The 16,965-nt window shown below is 65.1% G+C and carries 14 protein-coding genes and 2 pseudogenes; 10 read left to right on the top strand and 6 right to left on the bottom strand.

What is annotated here, in order from left to right; genetic code table 11:
• Positions 1-443 precede the first annotated feature (443 nt).
• On the bottom strand, positions 444-2,060 hold the full coding sequence (locus tag ABZO33_RS24440; RefSeq protein ID WP_414538140.1) for a diguanylate cyclase: 1,617 nt from the start codon (positions 2,058-2,060) through the stop codon (positions 444-446).
• 249 nt (positions 2,061-2,309) lie between these two features.
• Between ABZO33_RS24440 and ABZO33_RS24435 the strand changes: the two genes are divergently transcribed.
• From ABZO33_RS24435 to speA, 4 genes are all read left to right on the top strand, one after another.
• The gene (locus ABZO33_RS24435; RefSeq protein WP_414538139.1) at positions 2,310-3,377 is read left to right on the top strand and encodes a DUF2333 family protein; all 1,068 of its coding nucleotides are present in this window, start codon (positions 2,310-2,312) and stop codon (positions 3,375-3,377) included.
• 1 nt (position 3,378) lies between these two features.
• A complete protein-coding gene (locus ABZO33_RS24430) occupies positions 3,379-3,915 on the top strand; it encodes an NUDIX hydrolase (RefSeq protein WP_414538138.1) in 537 nt (178 codons plus the stop codon).
• 254 nt (positions 3,916-4,169) lie between these two features.
• Positions 4,170-4,541: a translation initiation factor Sui1 gene (locus ABZO33_RS24425; RefSeq protein WP_253095523.1), complete on the top strand. Its 372-nt coding sequence runs from the start codon at positions 4,170-4,172 to the stop codon at positions 4,539-4,541.
• 152 nt (positions 4,542-4,693) lie between these two features.
• Positions 4,694-6,607, top strand: a complete 1,914-nt coding sequence (gene speA / locus ABZO33_RS24420; protein WP_414538137.1) for an arginine decarboxylase — start codon at positions 4,694-4,696, stop codon at positions 6,605-6,607.
• Between the two features lie 98 nt (positions 6,608-6,705).
• On the opposite strand, the gene ABZO33_RS24415 is transcribed toward speA, so the two are convergent.
• Entirely contained in the window at positions 6,706-7,593 is an 888-nt protein-coding gene (locus ABZO33_RS24415; RefSeq protein ID WP_414538136.1) for a LysR substrate-binding domain-containing protein, read from the bottom strand.
• Positions 7,594-7,671: 78 nt separating this feature from the next.
• On the opposite strand from ABZO33_RS24415, the pseudogene ABZO33_RS24410 reads away from it, so the two are divergent.
• Positions 7,672-8,435, top strand: a pseudogene (locus tag ABZO33_RS24410) (sulfite exporter TauE/SafE family protein).
• On the opposite strand, the gene ABZO33_RS24405 reads toward ABZO33_RS24410, so the two are convergent.
• Positions 8,425-8,739: a putative quinol monooxygenase gene (locus ABZO33_RS24405; protein ID WP_414538135.1), complete on the bottom strand. Its 315-nt coding sequence runs from the start codon at positions 8,737-8,739 to the stop codon at positions 8,425-8,427. The pseudogene ABZO33_RS24410 and the gene ABZO33_RS24405 sit on opposite strands and share 11 nt — an antisense overlap.
• A gap of 157 nt (positions 8,740-8,896) precedes the next feature.
• Here ABZO33_RS24405 and ABZO33_RS24400 point away from each other — a divergent pair, with 157 nt between their 5' ends.
• The 3 genes from ABZO33_RS24400 (at position 8,897) to ggt (ending at position 12,312) form a co-directional block, all read left to right on the top strand.
• Positions 8,897-9,487, top strand: coding sequence for an NAD(P)H-dependent oxidoreductase (locus ABZO33_RS24400; RefSeq protein ID WP_414538134.1), 591 nt, complete (start codon positions 8,897-8,899; stop codon positions 9,485-9,487).
• 142 nt (positions 9,488-9,629) lie between these two features.
• Positions 9,630-10,526: a LysR substrate-binding domain-containing protein gene (locus tag ABZO33_RS24395; RefSeq protein WP_414538133.1), complete on the top strand. Its 897-nt coding sequence runs from the start codon at positions 9,630-9,632 to the stop codon at positions 10,524-10,526.
• A gap of 118 nt (positions 10,527-10,644) precedes the next feature.
• Positions 10,645-12,312, top strand: coding sequence for a gamma-glutamyltransferase (gene ggt / locus ABZO33_RS24390; protein WP_414538132.1), 1,668 nt, complete (start codon positions 10,645-10,647; stop codon positions 12,310-12,312).
• An 80-nt stretch (positions 12,313-12,392) separates the two neighbouring features.
• On the opposite strand, the gene ABZO33_RS24385 is transcribed toward ggt, so the two are convergent.
• From ABZO33_RS24385 to ABZO33_RS24375, 3 genes and pseudogenes are all read right to left on the bottom strand, one after another.
• Positions 12,393-13,097: a methyl-accepting chemotaxis protein gene (locus tag ABZO33_RS24385; protein WP_371918342.1), complete on the bottom strand. Its 705-nt coding sequence runs from the start codon at positions 13,095-13,097 to the stop codon at positions 12,393-12,395.
• A 198-nt stretch (positions 13,098-13,295) separates the two neighbouring features.
• Positions 13,296-14,177, bottom strand: a pseudogene (locus ABZO33_RS24380) (methyl-accepting chemotaxis protein); the annotation flags it as partial.
• Between the two features lie 355 nt (positions 14,178-14,532).
• Positions 14,533-15,417 (bottom strand): neutral zinc metallopeptidase, encoded by an 885-nt coding sequence (locus tag ABZO33_RS24375; RefSeq protein WP_414538131.1) that lies wholly within the window; start codon positions 15,415-15,417, stop codon positions 14,533-14,535.
• Between the two features lie 199 nt (positions 15,418-15,616).
• On the opposite strand from ABZO33_RS24375, the gene pcaH reads away from it, so the two are divergent.
• On the top strand, positions 15,617-16,336 hold the full coding sequence (pcaH, locus tag ABZO33_RS24370; protein ID WP_414538130.1) for a protocatechuate 3,4-dioxygenase subunit beta: 720 nt from the start codon (positions 15,617-15,619) through the stop codon (positions 16,334-16,336).
• Between the two features lie 11 nt (positions 16,337-16,347).
• Positions 16,348-16,953 carry a protocatechuate 3,4-dioxygenase subunit alpha gene (gene pcaG, locus ABZO33_RS24365; protein ID WP_414538129.1) on the top strand — a complete coding sequence of 202 codons (606 nt, stop codon included), beginning with the start codon at positions 16,348-16,350 and terminating at the stop codon, positions 16,951-16,953.
• The last annotated feature ends 12 nt before the right edge of the window (positions 16,954-16,965 follow it).

The following is a 16,965-nucleotide window of genomic DNA, read 5'->3' as shown; positions in this document are numbered from 1 at the left end:
GGCCGACAAGTCCTCGGGCCATTCGGCCAGGGCCGCGTGCAACTGCTTGTTGGCCTCCATCGCGGCGGCATGGCGCAGGGCATCGCCGCTGCCCAGGTAGGCCTGGATGTTGCGCGCGGCATCGTTCTGGAACTGCTGGGACAGGCCCAGGTAGCGTTCCATCAGTTGATAGGGACGTTCCAGGGCGCGTTGCGACCACCACAGGGTCGCGCCCAGGGCAATACACACGGTCACCAGCAACAGGGTGTTGAAATTGGTCAGCCACTTCAGGCGCATAGCCGCGAACTTCCTGCGGAGGGGGAGTGGAGAAGTCGGGCCTGAAGTTATTGCGATTTTGTGACGGGGTGATGACGACGGCGGGTTGGCGCCATAAAAAAGTGGCACAGTGCCGGTATTGGTGCCTGGTCCATCGCGGGGCAAGCCCCGCTCCCACAAGTCTTGCGCTAAGGCTCGACCCGCACCACGCAGTTGCGCCCGGCATGCTTGGCCCGGTACAGCGCCTCGTCCGCGGCGCTGGCCATGGTCAGCGCGTCGAGCTGCTCGTCCAGCTGCACCACCCCGGCGCTGAAGGTGCATTGCAGGTCGTGGGGCTGGGCCGGGTAATGGATCTCGGCGAAGCGTCGGCGGATTTCGTCGAGCACCTTGTGCGCCGCCTCCAGTCCGGTATTGGGCATGACGATGGCGAATTCCTCGCCACCGTAGCGGCCGATGAAGTCGGTCTTGCGCAACCGCTGCTTGAGGAACAGCGCCAGGCTCTTGATCACCCTGTCACCCATGGGGTGGCCGTGGCGGTCGTTGATCTTCTTGAAGTGGTCGATATCGAGCATGGCGAAGCTCAGCGGCTGCACCTCGCGGCGGGCGCGGAAGCTGCAATCCTCGAGCAGTTGCAGGATGTGGGTGTGGTTGTACAGCCCGGTGAGGCTGTCGCGCACCATCCGCGCCTTGAGGTGGCGGGCGCGGGCGGCGCGGTTGCGCACCGTGGTCACCAGGTGCCGCGAGCGGATCGGCTTGGTCAGGAAGTCGTCGCCGCCCTCGCTCATGGCGTCGAGTTGCTTGTCCAGGTCGTCCTCGGCCGACAGGTAGATGATCGGCACGCTGACGTAGCGGTCGTTGTGGCGGATCACCTTGGCCAGTTCCGGGCCGGTGCACGCGGGCATGTACATGTCGAGGATGATCAGGTCGGGCTGGAAGTCGGCCAGCTCGCTCATGGTGCGGATCGGCTCGGTGAGGGTACGGGTGATGATCCCGGCGCTGTTGAGCAGGCGCTCGGTGTGCAGGGCCTGGGCCCGGGAGTCGTCGATCACCAGCACGCGGAACGGGTCGTACTGGGTAGCGCTGGTCAGCAGCTCGAGCTTCTCCAGCAGGCTGGAGGCGTCCAGGGTGCCGGTGAGGAACTCCTGGCCGCCGGCGCGCACCGCGGCCAGGCGCGTCGGGGTGTCGGTTTCATGCAGGCTGAAGAACAGCAGCGGCACCGGTTGTTCCAGGCCTTGCTGGGCCTGGGCCGCCAGTTGCAGGCCGATGCCGGCGCCGGTGAAGTCGACGTCCATGACGATCGCCGACGGCAGGCGCTCGCTCATCGACGCCTGGAACGCCTCGGCGCTGCACAGCGCCTGCACACTCAGGCCGAAGAACTCCAGTTGCTGGGCCAGGCGCTCGGCGCGGTCGTGGTCCTGCAGCACGATGTACACCGGTTTGCGCAGCGGCGGCAGGGGCACGTTGTCGAGCTGGTCGCCCTTGCGCAGGCCGGTGCGCGACAGGCGCTGCATCAGGCGGTTGAGTTCGCTGATCAGTTCGGAGTTCAGGCGTGCGCTGTTGGCTTCGATGGCGCGCAGGGTCTGGCCGATGGCCGTGGACAGGCTGCCGTGCTCGGGTTGCTCGAAGCGTTCGGCATAGCGCTGCAGGCGCAGGTTGGCCTCGCACAGTTCGCCCAGGTCACCGCTGGACCACTCGCCACGCTGCAGGCGCTGCCAGATTTCGAGGATCTGTCGGGCCTGGTGGATCACCCGCTGGGCAAAATGCTGCTTGAGGCGTTCGTGGCTCGGCTCGGCTGGCTGGGTCATGTCCTGACTACTTATGAGTGGGAGGGCGCAGGTTCAATGATGGCTCTATGCTAGCACCGCTTTCCCGGCAAGCGAGTGCCTCGGGTCAACAAAGTGTTAAGGGACCGTAATTCAGTTGCTGACTCGTTGGTCGCTTATACGAATGGCGGCGTCTGCTTTATAGTGCTGCCACCTGGGTTTGTCGTGGCACCCTGGCCGAGGCCTGTGGTCCAAACCCTGAACCGTTCGAGACTGATTAAGGACAATGCCATGCTGGATTGGAAAAACCGCGAGGCCAAGGCCGAGCCCCGTGAGCGGGTCGAAACCCGTGGTTCCGCCACCCGTAGCTACGTTGGCGGCCTGTGGAGCCGTGCCCTGGGCACTCTGATCGGCCTCTACCTGCTGGTGTGCATCGGCCTGGGCTGGTACTGGAGCCAGGAGCCCGAGCTGTTCCCGGTGCAGCAGAACGCCCAGGCCGCCGCCGAGCGCAACGGCCAGCAGATGGTCATCGGCTATACCACCGTCGAGACCCTCAAGACCGTCGCCGGCACCCTGCTCGACAAGCCGGGTGGCTACATTTCCAACGACCGTTTCCCGCCAGGGCTGTGGATGGACAACATGCCGAGCTGGGAATACGGCGTGCTGGTCCAGGTGCGTGACCTGTCTCGCGCCCTGCGCAAGGACTTCGCCCGTTCGCAGTCGCAATCGACCGAGGACGCCGACCTGGCCAAGGCCGAGCCGCGCTTCAACTTCGACAACAAGAGCTGGATCCTGCCGTCGAGCGAGTCGGAGTTCGAAGAGGGCATCAAGTCGCTGAACCGCTACCAGGTGCGTCTGGCCAAGGGTGATCAGGGCGCGATCTTCTATACCCGCGCCGACAACCTGAACAACTGGCTGGGCGATGTGGCCACGCGCCTGGGCTCGCTGTCGCAGCGCCTGTCGGCCAGCGTTGGCCGGGTCAAGCTCAACAACACCCTGAAGACCGAGACCGTGGCCCCCGGCCAGGCACCGCAGGTCGACGAGGAAGTGGTCGAGACCCCGTGGCTGCAGATCGACAACGTGTTCTACGAAGCCCGTGGCCAGGCCTGGGCGCTGTCGCACTTGCTGCGCGCCATCGAAGTCGACTTCGCCGACGTGCTGGCGAAGAAGAACGCCACGGTCAGCGTGCGGCAGATCATCCGTGAGCTGGAAGCCTCGCAGGAAGCGCTGTGGAGCCCGATGGTGCTCAATGGCAGCGGCTTCGGCATGTGGGCCAACCATTCGCTGGTGATGGCCAACTACATCTCCCGGGCCAACGCCGCGGTCATCGACCTGCGCCAACTGTTGTCCCAGGGCTGAGATGCCGGTCAATCCTGCCGAGGTCGCGCACCGCGCGGCCTCCGACGCCGAGCTGGTGGCCTGGGTCGACGAGCATGACCATCCGCTCGGCGCCCTGCCACGGGCCGAATTGCGCGAGCGCGGCCTGATCGGGCGTTGCACCTTCATCCTGCTGTTCAATAGCGCGGGCGAGCTGTGCGTGCATCGGCGCACCCTGAGCAAGGCGCTGTATCCCGGTTACTGGGATGTGGCGGCGGGGGGGATGGTCGGGGTGCACGAGGCCTATGCCGAATCGGCGGCCCGGGAGCTGGAGGAAGAGCTTGGGGTGGCGGGCGTCGAACTGCGCTTTCACGAGACGTTCTTTTTCGAGCTGCCGGGCAATCGACTGTGGGGCGCGGTGTATTCGGCGGTGTGGGACGGGGCGCTGCGCTTGCAGCCCGAGGAAGTCATCGAGGCACGGTTCATCAGCGTCGAGCAGGCCCTGGCACAAAGCGCAAAACTGCCGTACTGCCCCGACTCGTTGCTGGCGTTGCAGCGCTACCAGGCTGGCCTGATCTGATGGGCTGCGCTGACCCTGTGGGAGCGGCCTTGCGCCGCGAAAGGGCTGCGTAGCAGCACCAGTGGCCAAAAGGTCGCAAAACTTTCGTAAAATGGCGCAATCCTGTACTTAGCAACAGCCAGATTTATCGTTACACTGCGCGCCCTTTTCGGGCTGTCGCACAACCTTGCGGCAGTAGCGCCGCCCCTGCCAGAGTGGGGCTTCGCGGTCGACACCCGTCGACCAGTTTTTGTCCTCAGCACCGAGGAACAAAAGTGGCCAAGAAAGCTTCTTCCTTTTCCGCCCTTGGCGGTCTCGTCTTTTCCACCGATGCCGGTCGGCACTGTCCCGACTGCGGCAAACCGGTGGATGACTGTATCTGCAAGCAGCAGGTCATCCCCGAGGGGGATGGCATTGCCCGCGTGCGCCGTGAAAGCAAAGGCCGTGGCGGCAAGACCGTGACCACCATCACGGGCGTCCCCCTGGCCCTGGAGCCGCTCAAGGAGCTCGCCAGCACGCTCAAGCGTCGTTGCGGCACCGGCGGCGCGCTCAAGGACGGGGTCATTGAAATCCAGGGCGATCACGTCGAGCTGTTGCTCGCCGAGCTGATCAAGCAGGGTTTCAAGGCGAAGAAATCCGGCGGCTGAGTGCAGCCGCGCGATTTTTTGCCCAGCGCTTTCTAAACTCGTTCCCGTGGCCAGGGTCTATGCCTGACACGGAAGAATCGTCATTTTCAGTATCTACACTGCCAGCGCCCCGAGGTGGGGCAGTGTTTCGACTTTTCATACAGGGGACTTGAATGTCCGTACGACGCACACGCAAAGACGATGGTAGCCAGTGGACCGTGGCCGACAGCCGCAGTGTTTATGGCATCCGCCATTGGGGCGCCGGTTATTTCGCCATCAATGACGCCGGGCGCGTCGAAGTGCGCCCCAACGGCCCGGACAGCGCGCCGATCGACCTCTTCGAACAGGTCCAGGAGCTGCGCCAGAGCGGCTTGTCGCTGCCGCTGCTGGTGCGTTTCCCCGACATCCTGCAGGACCGCGTGCGCCAGCTGACCGGCGCCTTCGATGCCAACATCGCGCGCCTTGAGTACCAGAGCCAGTACACCGCGCTGTACCCGATCAAGGTCAACCAGCAAGAAGCGGTGGTCGAGAACATCATCGCCACCCAGAACGTCTCCATCGGCCTGGAAGCCGGCTCCAAGCCCGAGCTGCTGGCGGTGCTGGCGCTGGCGCCGAAGGGCGGCACCATCGTCTGCAACGGCTACAAGGACCGCGAGTTCATTCGCCTTGCACTGATGGGCCAGAAGCTTGGCCACAACGTGTTCATCGTGATCGAGAAGGAGTCCGAGGTCGCCCTGGTGATCGAGGAAGCCGCCGAGCTGAAGGTCAAGCCACAGGTCGGCCTGCGCGTACGCCTGTCGTCGCTGGCCTCGAGCAAGTGGGCCGACACCGGGGGCGAGAAGTCCAAGTTCGGCCTGTCTGCCGCCCAGCTGATCTCGGTGGTGCAGCGTTTCCGTGACGCCGGGCTCGACCAGGGCATCCGCCTGCTGCACTTCCACATGGGCTCGCAGATCGCCAACCTGGCCGACTACCAGCACGGTTTCAAGGAAGCCATCCGTTATTACGGCGAGCTGCGCGCCTTGGGCCTGCCGGTCGATCACATCGATGTCGGCGGCGGCCTGGGCGTCGACTACGACGGCACCCACTCGCGCAACGCCAGCTCGATCAACTACGACATGGACGACTACGCCGGCGTGGTGGTCGGGATGCTCAAGGAGTTCTGCGACGCGCAGGGCCTGCCGCACCCGCACATCTTCTCCGAGAGCGGCCGCTCGCTCACCGCGCACCACGCCATGCTGGTGATTCAGGTGACCGACGTCGAAAGCCACAACGACGAGATGCCGACCATCGAGAACAAGGAGTCGCTGCCCGAGACCGTGCAGTGGCTGGCCGACCTGCTCGGTCCGACTGATATCGAGATGGTCACCGAGACCTACTGGCGCGCCACCCACTACATGGGTGACGTGGCCGCGCAGTACGCCGACGGCAAGCTGACCCTGGCCGAGAAAGCCCTGGCCGAGCAGTGCTACTTCGCCGTGTGCCGTCGCCTGCACAACTCGCTCAAGGCGCGTCAGCGCTCGCACCGCCAGGTGCTGGACGAACTCAACGACAAGCTGGCCGACAAGTACATCTGCAATTTCTCGGTGTTCCAGAGCCTGCCCGACACCTGGGCCATCGGCCAGGTACTGCCGATCATCCCGCTGCACCGCCTGGACGAAGAGCCGCTGCGCCGCGCCGTGCTGCAGGACCTGACCTGCGACTCCGACGGCAAGATCAACCAGTACGTCGATGAGCAGAGCATCGAGACCAGCATGCCGGTGCACGCGGTCAAGGAAGGCGAGGACTACCTGCTCGGCGTGTTCCTGGTCGGCGCCTACCAGGAAATCCTCGGCGACATGCACAACCTGTTCGGTGACACCGACTCGGTGAACATCTACCAGAACGCTGACGGCAGCGTGTACCACGCCGGTATCGAGACCCACGACACCATCGAGGACATGCTGCGCTACGTGCACCTGTCGCCGGAGGAGTTGATGACCCACTACCGCGACAAGGTCGCCAGCGCCAGGATCACCGCCCGCGAGCGTACCCAGTACCTCGACGCGCTGCGCCTGGGGCTGACCCGCTCCTCGTACCTGTCGTCCTGATCGTGCCGGGCCGCCCTGCGGCCCTTTGGCATAAGTGCCGCCGTGCGGCCCTTTGGCACACCGCTGCCGCCACGGGTGATCACCTGTGGCGGCAGCCGTCAGGCGGTGCTGCCCAGGCGCTCGACAAGTAAGGCGGCGTAGCCAGGCAAGGCACTGAAGTCCCGCGCGCACAGCAGCAAGCTGCGCTTCGCCCAGGCGTCCTGCAAGGCGACCCAACGCAGCGGCAAGCTGTGCTCCCAGCGGCGCACCGAGGTCAACGGGACCACGGCCACCCCCGCGCCACCTCCGACCATCCTGATCACCCCATCGAATCCTTCGGCGCGTACGCGCACCTGCATCCGTCTTCCCAGGCGCAGGGCCTGCTCCTCCAGATGCAGCGCCAGGGCGCTATCGGCACCCAGCCCCACATGCCCATGGCCAAGGCTGGCGTTGAAGTCTGCCCGGTCGCTGGCCGCCAGTGGGTGCTCGCGCGGCATCACCAGTACCAGCGGATCGTCGCGAAACGGTCGCGTCTGCAGGGTTGCGCAGGGCGCGGCATTCGAGACGATGCCCAGGTCCGCCATGCCCTGGCTGATCGCCTGGACGATGTGCAGGCTGGGCAGTTCCTGGATATCCACGCTCACCCCCGGATGCTCGGCCAGGTAGCTGGCCAGCAGCTCCGGCAGGTACTCGGTCAGTGCCGCCGTGTTGCACAGCAGGCGCACCTGGCCTTGCAGGCCGTGGGCGTACTGCCCGAGGTCGAACTGCAGGCGCTCGACCTGCTGCGCGATCAGCCGCGCATGCTGCAGCAGGGCCTGGCCGGCGGGCGTGGGCAGCACGCCGCGGCGGTTGCGCTCGAGCAGGGGAATGCCCAGCGAGGCTTCCATGGCGCGAATACGCGCACTGGCGGCCGGCAGCGAAAGGTGGCTGCGCCGGGCGCCGGCGGTGATGTTGCCGCTTTCGAGGGTGTGCTGGAACAGCTTGAGGTCGATCAGGTCGAAATGCATCTGCCTCTGTCCTGGCAAGAGTCTGCCTGAGTATATGGCAGATTTTCAGCGCGCTGGCCGCACGGCAGGATGGTGGCCATGAATACCTTCCTGGCGCTTTATCAGAACATTGGCCCGGCGCTGACATTGCTGGTGATCATGACCTTCTTCCTGGCTGGCGCGGTGAAGGGTGTCATCGGCCTCGGGTTGCCGACCGTCGCCATGGGCTTGCTCGGCCTGGCTATGCCCCCGGCACAGGCAGCGGCGCTGCTGATCGTGCCATCGATCTTGACCAACCTCTGGCAGCTGGCGCTGGCGGCCACCTGCTCGCGCTGCTGCGCCGCCTGGGCGGGATGCTCGCGATGATCTTCATCGGCACCTTGCTGGGCAGTGCTTGGCTGGGGATCGACAGCGGTCCGTGGGCGGCCCATGGCCTGGGCGCCGCGTTGCTGGTCTATGCCCTCTATGGGCTGGTCGGCCCAGGGCTGCGCGTGGCGCCGGCAAGGGAGCGTTGGCTGGGGCCGCTCTGCGGGTTGCTTACGGGTGTGGTGACGGCCGCCACCGGCGTGTTCGTCATGCCTGCGGTGCCCTACCTGCAAGGCCTGGGCCTGAGCCGCGACGAGCTGGTCCAGGCGCTGGGCCTGTCGTTCACCGTTTCGACCCTGGCCCTGGCGGTCGGCCTGGCCGGGCAGGGCGCCCTGGGTGGCCAGGCGCTGGGGGCTTCACTGCTGGTGCTGGCGCCGGCGTTGCTGGGCATGTTCGCCGGCCAGTGGCTGCGCGGACGGATCAGCGCAGCGCTGTTCAAGCGCTGCTTCTTCATCGGCCTTGCGCTGCTGGGCGGGCACCTGCTGGTCAACGGCTAGCGGACGAAGCGCTGAGCATGTCGATCATCTGGATATCGAAATCGCGCTCCAGGTAATCCATGCGTCTTTCGAAGAAGGCACGCATATGCGGCAGTGCCGAATGCACATCCAGCGCGTCCTTGCTGGCCCACACCTCGAAAAACACGAACAGGCTCGGGTCTGCCTTGTCGCGCAGCATGTGGTACTCGATGCAGCCCGGCTCCTGGCGGCTCGGCTCTACGTAAGGACGGAACAGCTGTTCGAAGGCCTCGGCCTGCTCCGGGCGGGTCTTGGCCTTGAGAATGAAGGCGTATTGCTCGTTCATGGGAAACGCTCTGTAAGGGGAGTGAGCAAATTCTAAATCAACAATATGTTTGCCATTCGTGATTTGCAGGCAAAAGAATTTTGCCCAGCCCTGGCTGTTTCCCCGGCGCTCGGTTGCCTAACCTGCCGGCAACTTCACTTACAGGGCTGACCCTCCCATGAAAAAGATTCTCCTGATCAACGGCGGTAAACGCTTCGCCCATTCCGACGGCCGTCTCAACCAGACCCTGCACGATGCTGCATTGGCTCATCTGGACCGCGCCGGTTTCGATGTGCGGGAGACCTTCATCGACGGTGGGTATGACGTCCAGGCCGAGGTAGAGAAATTCCTCTGGGCGGACGTGGTGATCTACCAGATGCCGGGGTGGTGGATGGGCGCGCCCTGGACCGTGAAGAAGTACATCGACGATGTGTTCACCGCCGGCCACGGCAGCCTGTACGCCAACGATGGCCGTACCCGCTCCGACGCTTCGCAGAAGTACGGCAGCGGCGGCCTGGTGCAGGGCAAGCAATACATGCTGGCGCTGACCTGGAACGCGCCGCAGCAGGCGTTCGATGACCCCAGCGATTTCTTCGAGGGCAAGGGCGTGGACGCGGTGTACTTCCCGTTCCACAAGGCCAACCAGTTCCTCGGCATGACGGGCCTGCCGACCTACCTGGCCGTGGATGTGATGAAGCGCCCGGATGTGCCGGCGGCGCTGGCGGCGTATCAGCAGCACCTGGATGAGGTGTTCGGCAAGGGTCATTGAGTCGCGATCCATCGCGGGGCAAGCCGCTCCCACGAAGCCCTGATTCTAGAGGGAGCGGGCTTGCCCCGCGATGGACTTACTGCTTGCGCATGCCAGGCTCAACAGCTATCAATCACGGCATCCCCCATTCAGGTCCCCACGCGTGAAAACTCGCTCCGAAGAACTCCAGGTATTCGTCGCCGTCATCGACAGCGGCTCGATCTCCGCCGCCGCGGAGCAGATCGGCCAGACGCCCTCCGCGGTCAGCCGCACCTTGTCGCGCCTGGAGGGCAAACTCGGCACCACGCTGGTCAACCGCACCACGCGGCGCATGGACCTGACCGAGGAAGGGCGTTTCTTCCTGGAGCGCGCCCGGGCGATTCTCGAGCAGATGGACGACATGGAAGAGCGCCTGTCGCTGAACCGCCAGACCCCGACCGGGCGCCTGCGCATCAACGCCGCCGCGCCGTTCATGCTGCACGCGATCCTGCCGTGGATCGGCGAGTTCCGCCAGCAGTACCCCGGCATCGAGCTGGAACTGAACACCGACGACCTGATCATCGACCTACTGGAGCAAAGCACCGACGTGGCCATCCGCATTGGCGAACTGGCCGACTCCAGCCTGCATGCGCGTTCGCTCGGCTGCAGCCCGGTGCAGGTGCTTGCCAGCCCCGACTACCTGGCCCGGCATGGCACGCCGGAGCGGGTCGAGGACCTCGAAGGCCATTGCCTGCTCGGCTTCAGTTCGCTGGAGTCGCTCAACCAGTGGCCACTGCGCCATGCCCAGGGCGACCGCTGGGCGATCCGCCCGCAGCTGGTCGCCTCGAGCGGCGAGACCCTGCGCCAGCTAGCCATCGCCGGCGAGGGCATCGTCAGCCTGTCGCACTTCATGACCCACGAGGATATTCGCGCCGGGCGCCTGCAGGTCGTCCTGGGCGAACACCACAACGGTTATCGCCAGCCGATCCACGCGGTCTACTACCGCAACACTCAGCTGGCCCTGCGCATCCAGTGCTTTCTCGATTTCATTCAGAAAAAGCTGGCAGCCTACGCCTGCTGAGTTGCCTGAACGCGACAGGGTCTGCCCGTCGGCGGCGCGAAACGACCGGGGTGTTTGCTTAGTTACAGGGCTTCGGCCTTAATGACTGATCAACAAAAACAACACCAAGGAAGTGCGCATGCGTATCGTCATGTTCCAGCCCCTGGCCCTCGGGGCCGCGATCCTGAGCTGCTCCTCCGCCTTTGCCGTGACGCTGGAAGGCGGCGCGGTGGCCGCACCTGATCAATATGGCGCACAGGTGGCCGCCGACATCCTCAAGAAGGGCGGCAACGCGGTGGACGCCGCCGTCGCCACCGCCTTCACCCTGGCCGTGACCTACCCCGAGGCCGGCAACATCGGCGGCGGTGGCTTCATGACCCTGTTCGTCGACGGCAAGCCCTACTTCCTCGACTACCGCGAAGTGGCGCCCAAGGCCGCGACCAAGACCATGTACCTGGACGACAAGGGCGAGGTGATCGAGAACCTCAGCCTGGTCGGCGTGCGCGCCGCCGGTGTGCCGGGCACGGTGATGGGGCTGTGGGAGGCGCATCAGAAGTTCGGCAAGCTCAAGTGGAGCGAGCTGCTGACCCCGGCCATCGGCTACGCGCAGAACGGTTTCAAGATTGCCCAGAAGCAGTACCAATACCGTGACGATGCCCAGGGCCTGTTCAAGACCGCCACCAACTTCAACGACTACTTCGGCAGCATGAAAGTCGGCGAGCTGTTCAAGCAGCCGGAGCTGGCGCAGACCCTCGAGCGCATTGCCGACAAGGGCGTCAGCGAGTTCTACCAGGGCAAGACCGCCGACTTGCTGGTGGCGCAGATGCAGGCCGACAAGGGCCTGATCAGCAAGGAAGACCTCAAGGACTACAAGGCCGTGTGGCGTGACCCGATCGCCATCAACTGGCGCGGCAACGTGGTCTACACCGCGCCGCCGCCAAGTTCCGGAGGCGTCGCCCTGGCCCAGCTGCTGGGCATCAAGGAAGACCGCTCGGCGGACTTCAAGGGCGTCGAGCACAACTCGGCCAAGTACATCCACCTGCTGGCCGAGATCGAGAAACGCGTGTTCGCCGACCGTGCCGACTACCTCGGCGATCCGGCTTTCACCAAGGTCCCGGTCGACCAGCTGGTGGCCAAGGACTACCTGGCCAAGCGTGCCGCCCAGGTCAACCCGAACGCGATTTCCGCGACCGATCAGGTCAAGCCGGGGTTGGAGCCGCACCAGACCACACACTTCTCCATCGTCGACAAACAGGGCAACGCGGTGAGCAACACCTACACCCTCAACCTCGACTACGGCAGCGGCGTGGTGGTCAAGGGCGCGGGCTTCCTGCTCAACGACGAGATGGACGACTTCAGTGCCAAGCCGGGCGCGGCCAACGCCTTTGGCGTGGTCGGCGGCGACGCCAATGCCATCGCGCCGGGCAAGCGCATGCTCTCGTCGATGAGCCCGAGCCTGATGGCGCGTGACGGCAAGGTGGTGCTGGTGCTGGGCACCCCGGGCGGTTCGCGGATCTTCACCTCGATCTTCCAGGTGATGAACAACCTGTACGACTTTGGCATGCCGCTGGAGAAGGCCGTGGCGGCGCAGCGCGTGCATCACCAGTTGCTGCCCAAGGACACCATCTACTTCGACAGCTATGCGCCGCTCAAGGGGCAAGTGGCTGACGACCTGAAGAAGATGGGCTACGTGTTGGAGGATCAGGGCTGGGAGATGGGCGACATCCAGGCGATCCGGGTGACCGGCGAGAAGCTGGAGACAGCGTCTGACCCGCGTGGGCGTGGGGTGGGGATGATCGTCAAGTAACCCGAGGCGCAAATGAACGCGGGGCAAGCCCGCTCCCACTAGTTTGTGGGAGCGGGCTTGCCCCGCGATGCTTTACAGGGTCAGACGCGGAACTGGCTGACCAGGGTCTGCAGGTGACCACCCAGGCGCGCCAGCTCGACGCTGGAGGCGGCGGTCTCGTCGCTGGCTGCGGCGGTCTGCTCCGACACGTCGCGCACGTTGAGGATGCTGCGGCTGATCTCTTCGGCCACCGCGCTCTGCTGCTCGGCGGCAGCGGCGATCTGCTGGTTCATCGACTGGATGTTCGACACCGTGCGGGTGATGCTCTCCAGCGAACCACCGGCCTTGCGCGCCAGCTCGACACTGCTGTCGGTCAGGTTGCGGCTGCCGTTCATCACCTCGGCGACCTGCTGGGTGCCGTGCTGCAGGCTGGCGATCAGGCCTTCGATTTCCTCGGTGGACTGCTGGGTGCGCTGGGCCAGGCCACGCACCTCGTCGGCGACCACGGCGAAACCACGCCCGGCCTCACCGGCACGCGCTGCTTCGATGGCCGCGTTGAGCGCCAGCAGGTTGGTCTGCTCGGCCACCGACTTGATCACGTCCATGACGCTGCCGATCTTCTGGCTTTCCTGCTGCAGCAAGGTCATGGCCTCGGTGGAGCGGTGCACTTCGTGGGCCAGGCGCTCGATCTGGCTGATGGCTTCACCCACCACCTTGTCGCCGACACGGGCTTCGTCGTCGGCGTTGGTCGCGGCGTGGGAAGCTTGCTCGGCATTGCGCGCGACTTCCTGCACGGTGGCGGCCATCTCGTGCATCGCGGTGGCCACCTGGTCGGTCTCGACCTTTTGGCTGTTGGCGCCGGCGCTGGTCTGCTCGGTCACCGCCGACAGCTCTTCGGCGGCGCTGGCGATCTGGGTCACGCCGTCGCGGATGCCGGTGATCAGGTCACGCAGGGTGGTGCCCATGCGCGCGATGCCTTGCTGCAGGGCGCCCAGTTCGTCGCGGCGGGTGACGCGCAGTTGCTGGGTGAGGTCGCCGCTGGCGATGCGGTTGACCACGTCCATGGTCTCGCGCAGCGGACGGGTGATCTGGCGGGTGATGATGAACGCGGCGAGCACGCCGACCAGCAGCGCCAGGAGAGTGGCGGAAGTCTGCAGGCTGCGGGCCTGGACGCTTTCGTCGTCACGACGCTCGATCTGGATCTTGTACAGCTCGTCGCTGCGCTTGACGATATCGGCGCCCTGCACGGTCATTTCGGCACGGGCCACGCCAATGGCGGCGGTGGCGTCGCGGAACTGACGCACGGCGTCACGGTAGGCCAGCACGGCGCTTTCGAACTGCTGGATGCGCGAGGCTTCGGCCGGCAGTTGGCGCTTGAGGCTGTCGATTTCGTTGAGGGCGTTTTCCAGCTGGCGCAGGGCGGCCTGCTCGGCTTCGCTGGTCAGGTCGGCGATGTAGCTGCGCACGTCCAGGCGTACCTGCACCAGCTGCTGCTTGGCCTTGCTGATCAGCAGGTACTGGGCCAGGCGGCTGGCATCGCTTTCGCTGCTGGACAGCACGGCGCCGCTGATCGCTTCGATGGCGTCGTTGGCGCGGGCCGCGGCCTGGTTCATCGATTCGCGGGCGGCGAGGGTGGTCTTGTAGCCTTGGCGCATCTTCTCCAGCGAGACGCGGTACTCGCTGATGCTCTGGCCCTGCTCGCGCAGCAGCTTGAGGTTCTCGGGGCTCTTGAAGGTGTTGACCAGGTGCTGCTGCTGGCTGCCAAAGGCGTCGAGCTTGGCCTGGACATTGGCCGCCGAGGCGTCGTCGCCGTTGGTCAGCATCCACTGCAGGCGGGCCACGCGCAGGTTGGTCAGGTCACTGTTGAGCTGGGTGATGTCGCTCATCCAGTTGCTGCGGTCGATAAGACTGCCCAGGCTGTTCCAGCCGGTCAGGGCCAGCAGGCCGGTCAGGACCAGGACCAGGCCGAAGCCCAGGCCGAGTTTGAGGTTGACGCTGATATTGGCGAACCAACTGTTCATGCACGCTCTCCCAGAGAATGATTTCGCTCACTTGATCAAAAGCTGGGCGTTGTTGTTGTCAGGTAGCCCGCAGATTTGTGTAGGACTTATCGGCAAAGAGGGGAGAAGCTGAAACGCTTTTTCAGCAAATTTGTAACTTGTTGAATATGTTTGATTTTTTGACGTTGCCATTTGCGGGTAAGCCGGCTCCGCAGCAGGAACCGGCTTGGCGAGGGCAATTTCAGAGGCTACGCGCGCTGAACGTATCGCACTGGTTCAGGTCGCCGCTGGAGAAGCCGGCCTTGAACCAGCGTACGCGCTGCTGCGAGGTGCCATGGGTGAACGAGTCGGGCACCACGCGGCCCTGGCCCTGCTGTTGCAGCCGATCATCACCGATGGCGTTGGCGGCATTCAGCGCCTCCTCGACATCCCCCGGCTCCAGCCAGTTCAGGCGTTTTTGCGCCTGGTAGGCCCAGACCCCGGCCAGGCAGTCAGCCTGCAGTTCCTGGCGTACCAGCAGGCCATTGTCGCCCTCCATGCGCTGGCCATTGCGGCGCGCCGCGTCGACCTTGGCCGAGACGCCGAGCAGGGTCTGCACGTGGTGGCCGATCTCGTGAGCGATCACATAGGCCTGGGCGAAGTCGCCGGCGGCCTTGAAGCGGGTTTCCATTTCGCGGAAGAAGGTCATGTCCAGGTACACGCGCTGGTCGCCGGGGCAATAGAACGGCCCGACCGCCGAGGAGGCGAAGCCGCAGGCGGAGTTGACCTGGCCACTGAACAGCACCAGCTTGGGGTCGCGGTACTGTTTGCCGGCCTGGGCGAACAGTGCCTTCCAGGTGTCCTCGGTGTCGCCGAGGATCGAGGCGACGAATTCGGCCTGCTCGTCGTTGGCCGGCGGCGCCTTGCTGCCGACATTGGCCGGGGCGGTCTGTTGCTGCTCCATCTGCCCGGCCAGCTGGCCGAGGATCTGCAGCGGGTCCTGCCCGGTGAGCCAGCCGATGCCGACGATCAGCAGGATGGCGCCGAGCCCAAGGCCCTTGCCGCCGCCGAAGCGCATGCCGCCGCCACCGCCTTCGCCGCGGGCATCGACCACGTTGTCGCTGCGTCGGCCTTTTCGCCATTCCATGTAGAGCTCTCCGGTTTGTGAAACATGAAGTCAAAGATTAGTTCAGCGCTGTCTTCGGTGTCGCCCCAGTCGCTAATGCATAACCAAATGGTTATGGCTAAGACCGCTGAATTCAATATTCATCCCGATGGGCCTGCCGGAAACTGCAAGTCCGCCTGCCACGCCCAGGCGTTCGATAATTCCAAGAGAGGAAACCGGCATGCCCGCCCAGGACACCAGCCGCTTCGTGATCCGTGATCGCAACTGGCACCCCAAGGCTTTCACCCCCGACTACAAGACCTCGGTGGCGCGCTCCCCGCGCCAGGCGCTGGTCAGCATCCCGCAGTCGATCAGCGAAAGCACCGGCCCGGACTTTTCCCACCTGCGCTTCGGCGAGCACGACCACGACCTGCTGCTCAACTTCAACCAGGGCGGCCTGCCCATCGGCGAGCGCATCATCGTTGCCGGGCGGGTGGTCGACCAGTATGGCAAGCCGGTGCCCAACACCCTGGTGGAAATGTGGCAGGCCAATGCCGGTGGCCGTTACCGGCACAAGAACGACCGCTACCTGGCGCCGCTCGACCCGAACTTCGGCGGTGTCGGCCGCTGCCTGACCGACCGCGACGGCTACTACAGCTTCCGCACCATCAAGCCCGGCCCGTACCCCTGGCGCAACGGCCCCAACGACTGGCGCCCGGCGCATATCCACTTCTCCATCAGCGGCCCGTCGATCGCCACCAAGCTGATCACCCAGCTGTACTTCGAGGGCGACCCGCTGATCCCGCTGTGCCCGATCGTCAAGTCGATCGCCAACCCGGATGCCGTCCAACGGCTGATCGCCAGGCTCGACATGAGCCACGCCAACCCCATGGATTGCCTGGCCTACCGCTTCGACATCGTCCTGCGCGGCCAGCGCCAGACCCACTTCGAAAACCGCTAAGGAGCCCCGTCATGCCTATCGAACTGCTGCCGGAAACTCCTTCGCAGACCGCCGGCCCCTATGTGCACATCGGCCTGGCCCTGGAAGCGGCCGGCAACCCGACCCGTGACCAAGAGATCTGGAACCGCTTGGCCCGGCTTGAGGCATCGGGCGAGCACATAGTGCTGATCGGCCAGGTGTACGACGGCAATGGCCACCTGGTGCGCGACTCGTTCCTGGAGGTGTGGCAGGCCGACGCCGAGGGCCGCTACCAGGACGAGTACCACCTCGAGAATGCCTTCAACAGCTTCGGCCGTACCGCGACCACCTTCGATGCCGGCGAGTGGACCCTGCACACGGTCAAACCGGGGGTGGTGAACAACGCCGCGGGCGTGCCGATGGCTCCGCATATCAACCTCAGCCTGTTTGCCCGGGGCATCAATATCCACCTGCACACCCGGCTGTATTTCGATGACGAAGCCGAGGCGAATGCCAGGTGTCCGGTGCTGAACCTGATCGAGCAGCCGCAGCGGCGCGAGACCTTGATCGCCCGGCGCTGTGAAGTGGACGGCAAGACGGCGTACCGCTTCGACATCCGTATCCAGGGCGACGGGGAGACGGTGTTCTTCGATTTCTGACGCCCCCGGTCG

Origin of the sequence: Pseudomonas sp. CAM1A, from assembly GCF_047501685.1 — a bacterium.
GTDB lineage: Bacteria > Pseudomonadota > Gammaproteobacteria > Pseudomonadales > Pseudomonadaceae > Aquipseudomonas.
This window is presented reverse-complemented; position numbering and strand designations above follow the sequence as displayed.

What these genes read in the sequence shown, in the direction of transcription:
- ABZO33_RS24375 (WP_414538131.1), bottom strand. Translation starts at nt 15,417, where the DNA reads ATGGAATGGCGAAAAGGCCGACGCAGCGACAACGTGGTCGATGCCCGC.
- ABZO33_RS24385 (WP_371918342.1), bottom strand. Translation starts at nt 13,097, where the DNA reads ATGGCCGCCACCGTGCAGGAAGTCGCGCGCAATGCCGAGCAAGCTTCC.
- ABZO33_RS24430 (WP_414538138.1), top strand. Translation starts at nt 3,379, where the DNA reads ATGCCGGTCAATCCTGCCGAGGTCGCGCACCGCGCGGCCTCCGACGCC.
- ABZO33_RS24435 (WP_414538139.1), top strand. Translation starts at nt 2,310, where the DNA reads ATGCTGGATTGGAAAAACCGCGAGGCCAAGGCCGAGCCCCGTGAGCGG.
- ABZO33_RS24415 (WP_414538136.1), bottom strand. Translation starts at nt 7,593, where the DNA reads ATGCATTTCGACCTGATCGACCTCAAGCTGTTCCAGCACACCCTCGAA.
- ABZO33_RS24405 (WP_414538135.1), bottom strand. Translation starts at nt 8,739, where the DNA reads ATGAACGAGCAATACGCCTTCATTCTCAAGGCCAAGACCCGCCCGGAG.
- speA (WP_414538137.1), top strand. Translation starts at nt 4,694, where the DNA reads ATGTCCGTACGACGCACACGCAAAGACGATGGTAGCCAGTGGACCGTG.
- ABZO33_RS24400 (WP_414538134.1), top strand. Translation starts at nt 8,897, where the DNA reads ATGAAAAAGATTCTCCTGATCAACGGCGGTAAACGCTTCGCCCATTCC.
- ABZO33_RS24440 (WP_414538140.1), bottom strand. Translation starts at nt 2,060, where the DNA reads ATGACCCAGCCAGCCGAGCCGAGCCACGAACGCCTCAAGCAGCATTTT.
- pcaG (WP_414538129.1), top strand. Translation starts at nt 16,348, where the DNA reads ATGCCTATCGAACTGCTGCCGGAAACTCCTTCGCAGACCGCCGGCCCC.
- pcaH (WP_414538130.1), top strand. Translation starts at nt 15,617, where the DNA reads ATGCCCGCCCAGGACACCAGCCGCTTCGTGATCCGTGATCGCAACTGG.
- ggt (WP_414538132.1), top strand. Translation starts at nt 10,645, where the DNA reads ATGCGTATCGTCATGTTCCAGCCCCTGGCCCTCGGGGCCGCGATCCTG.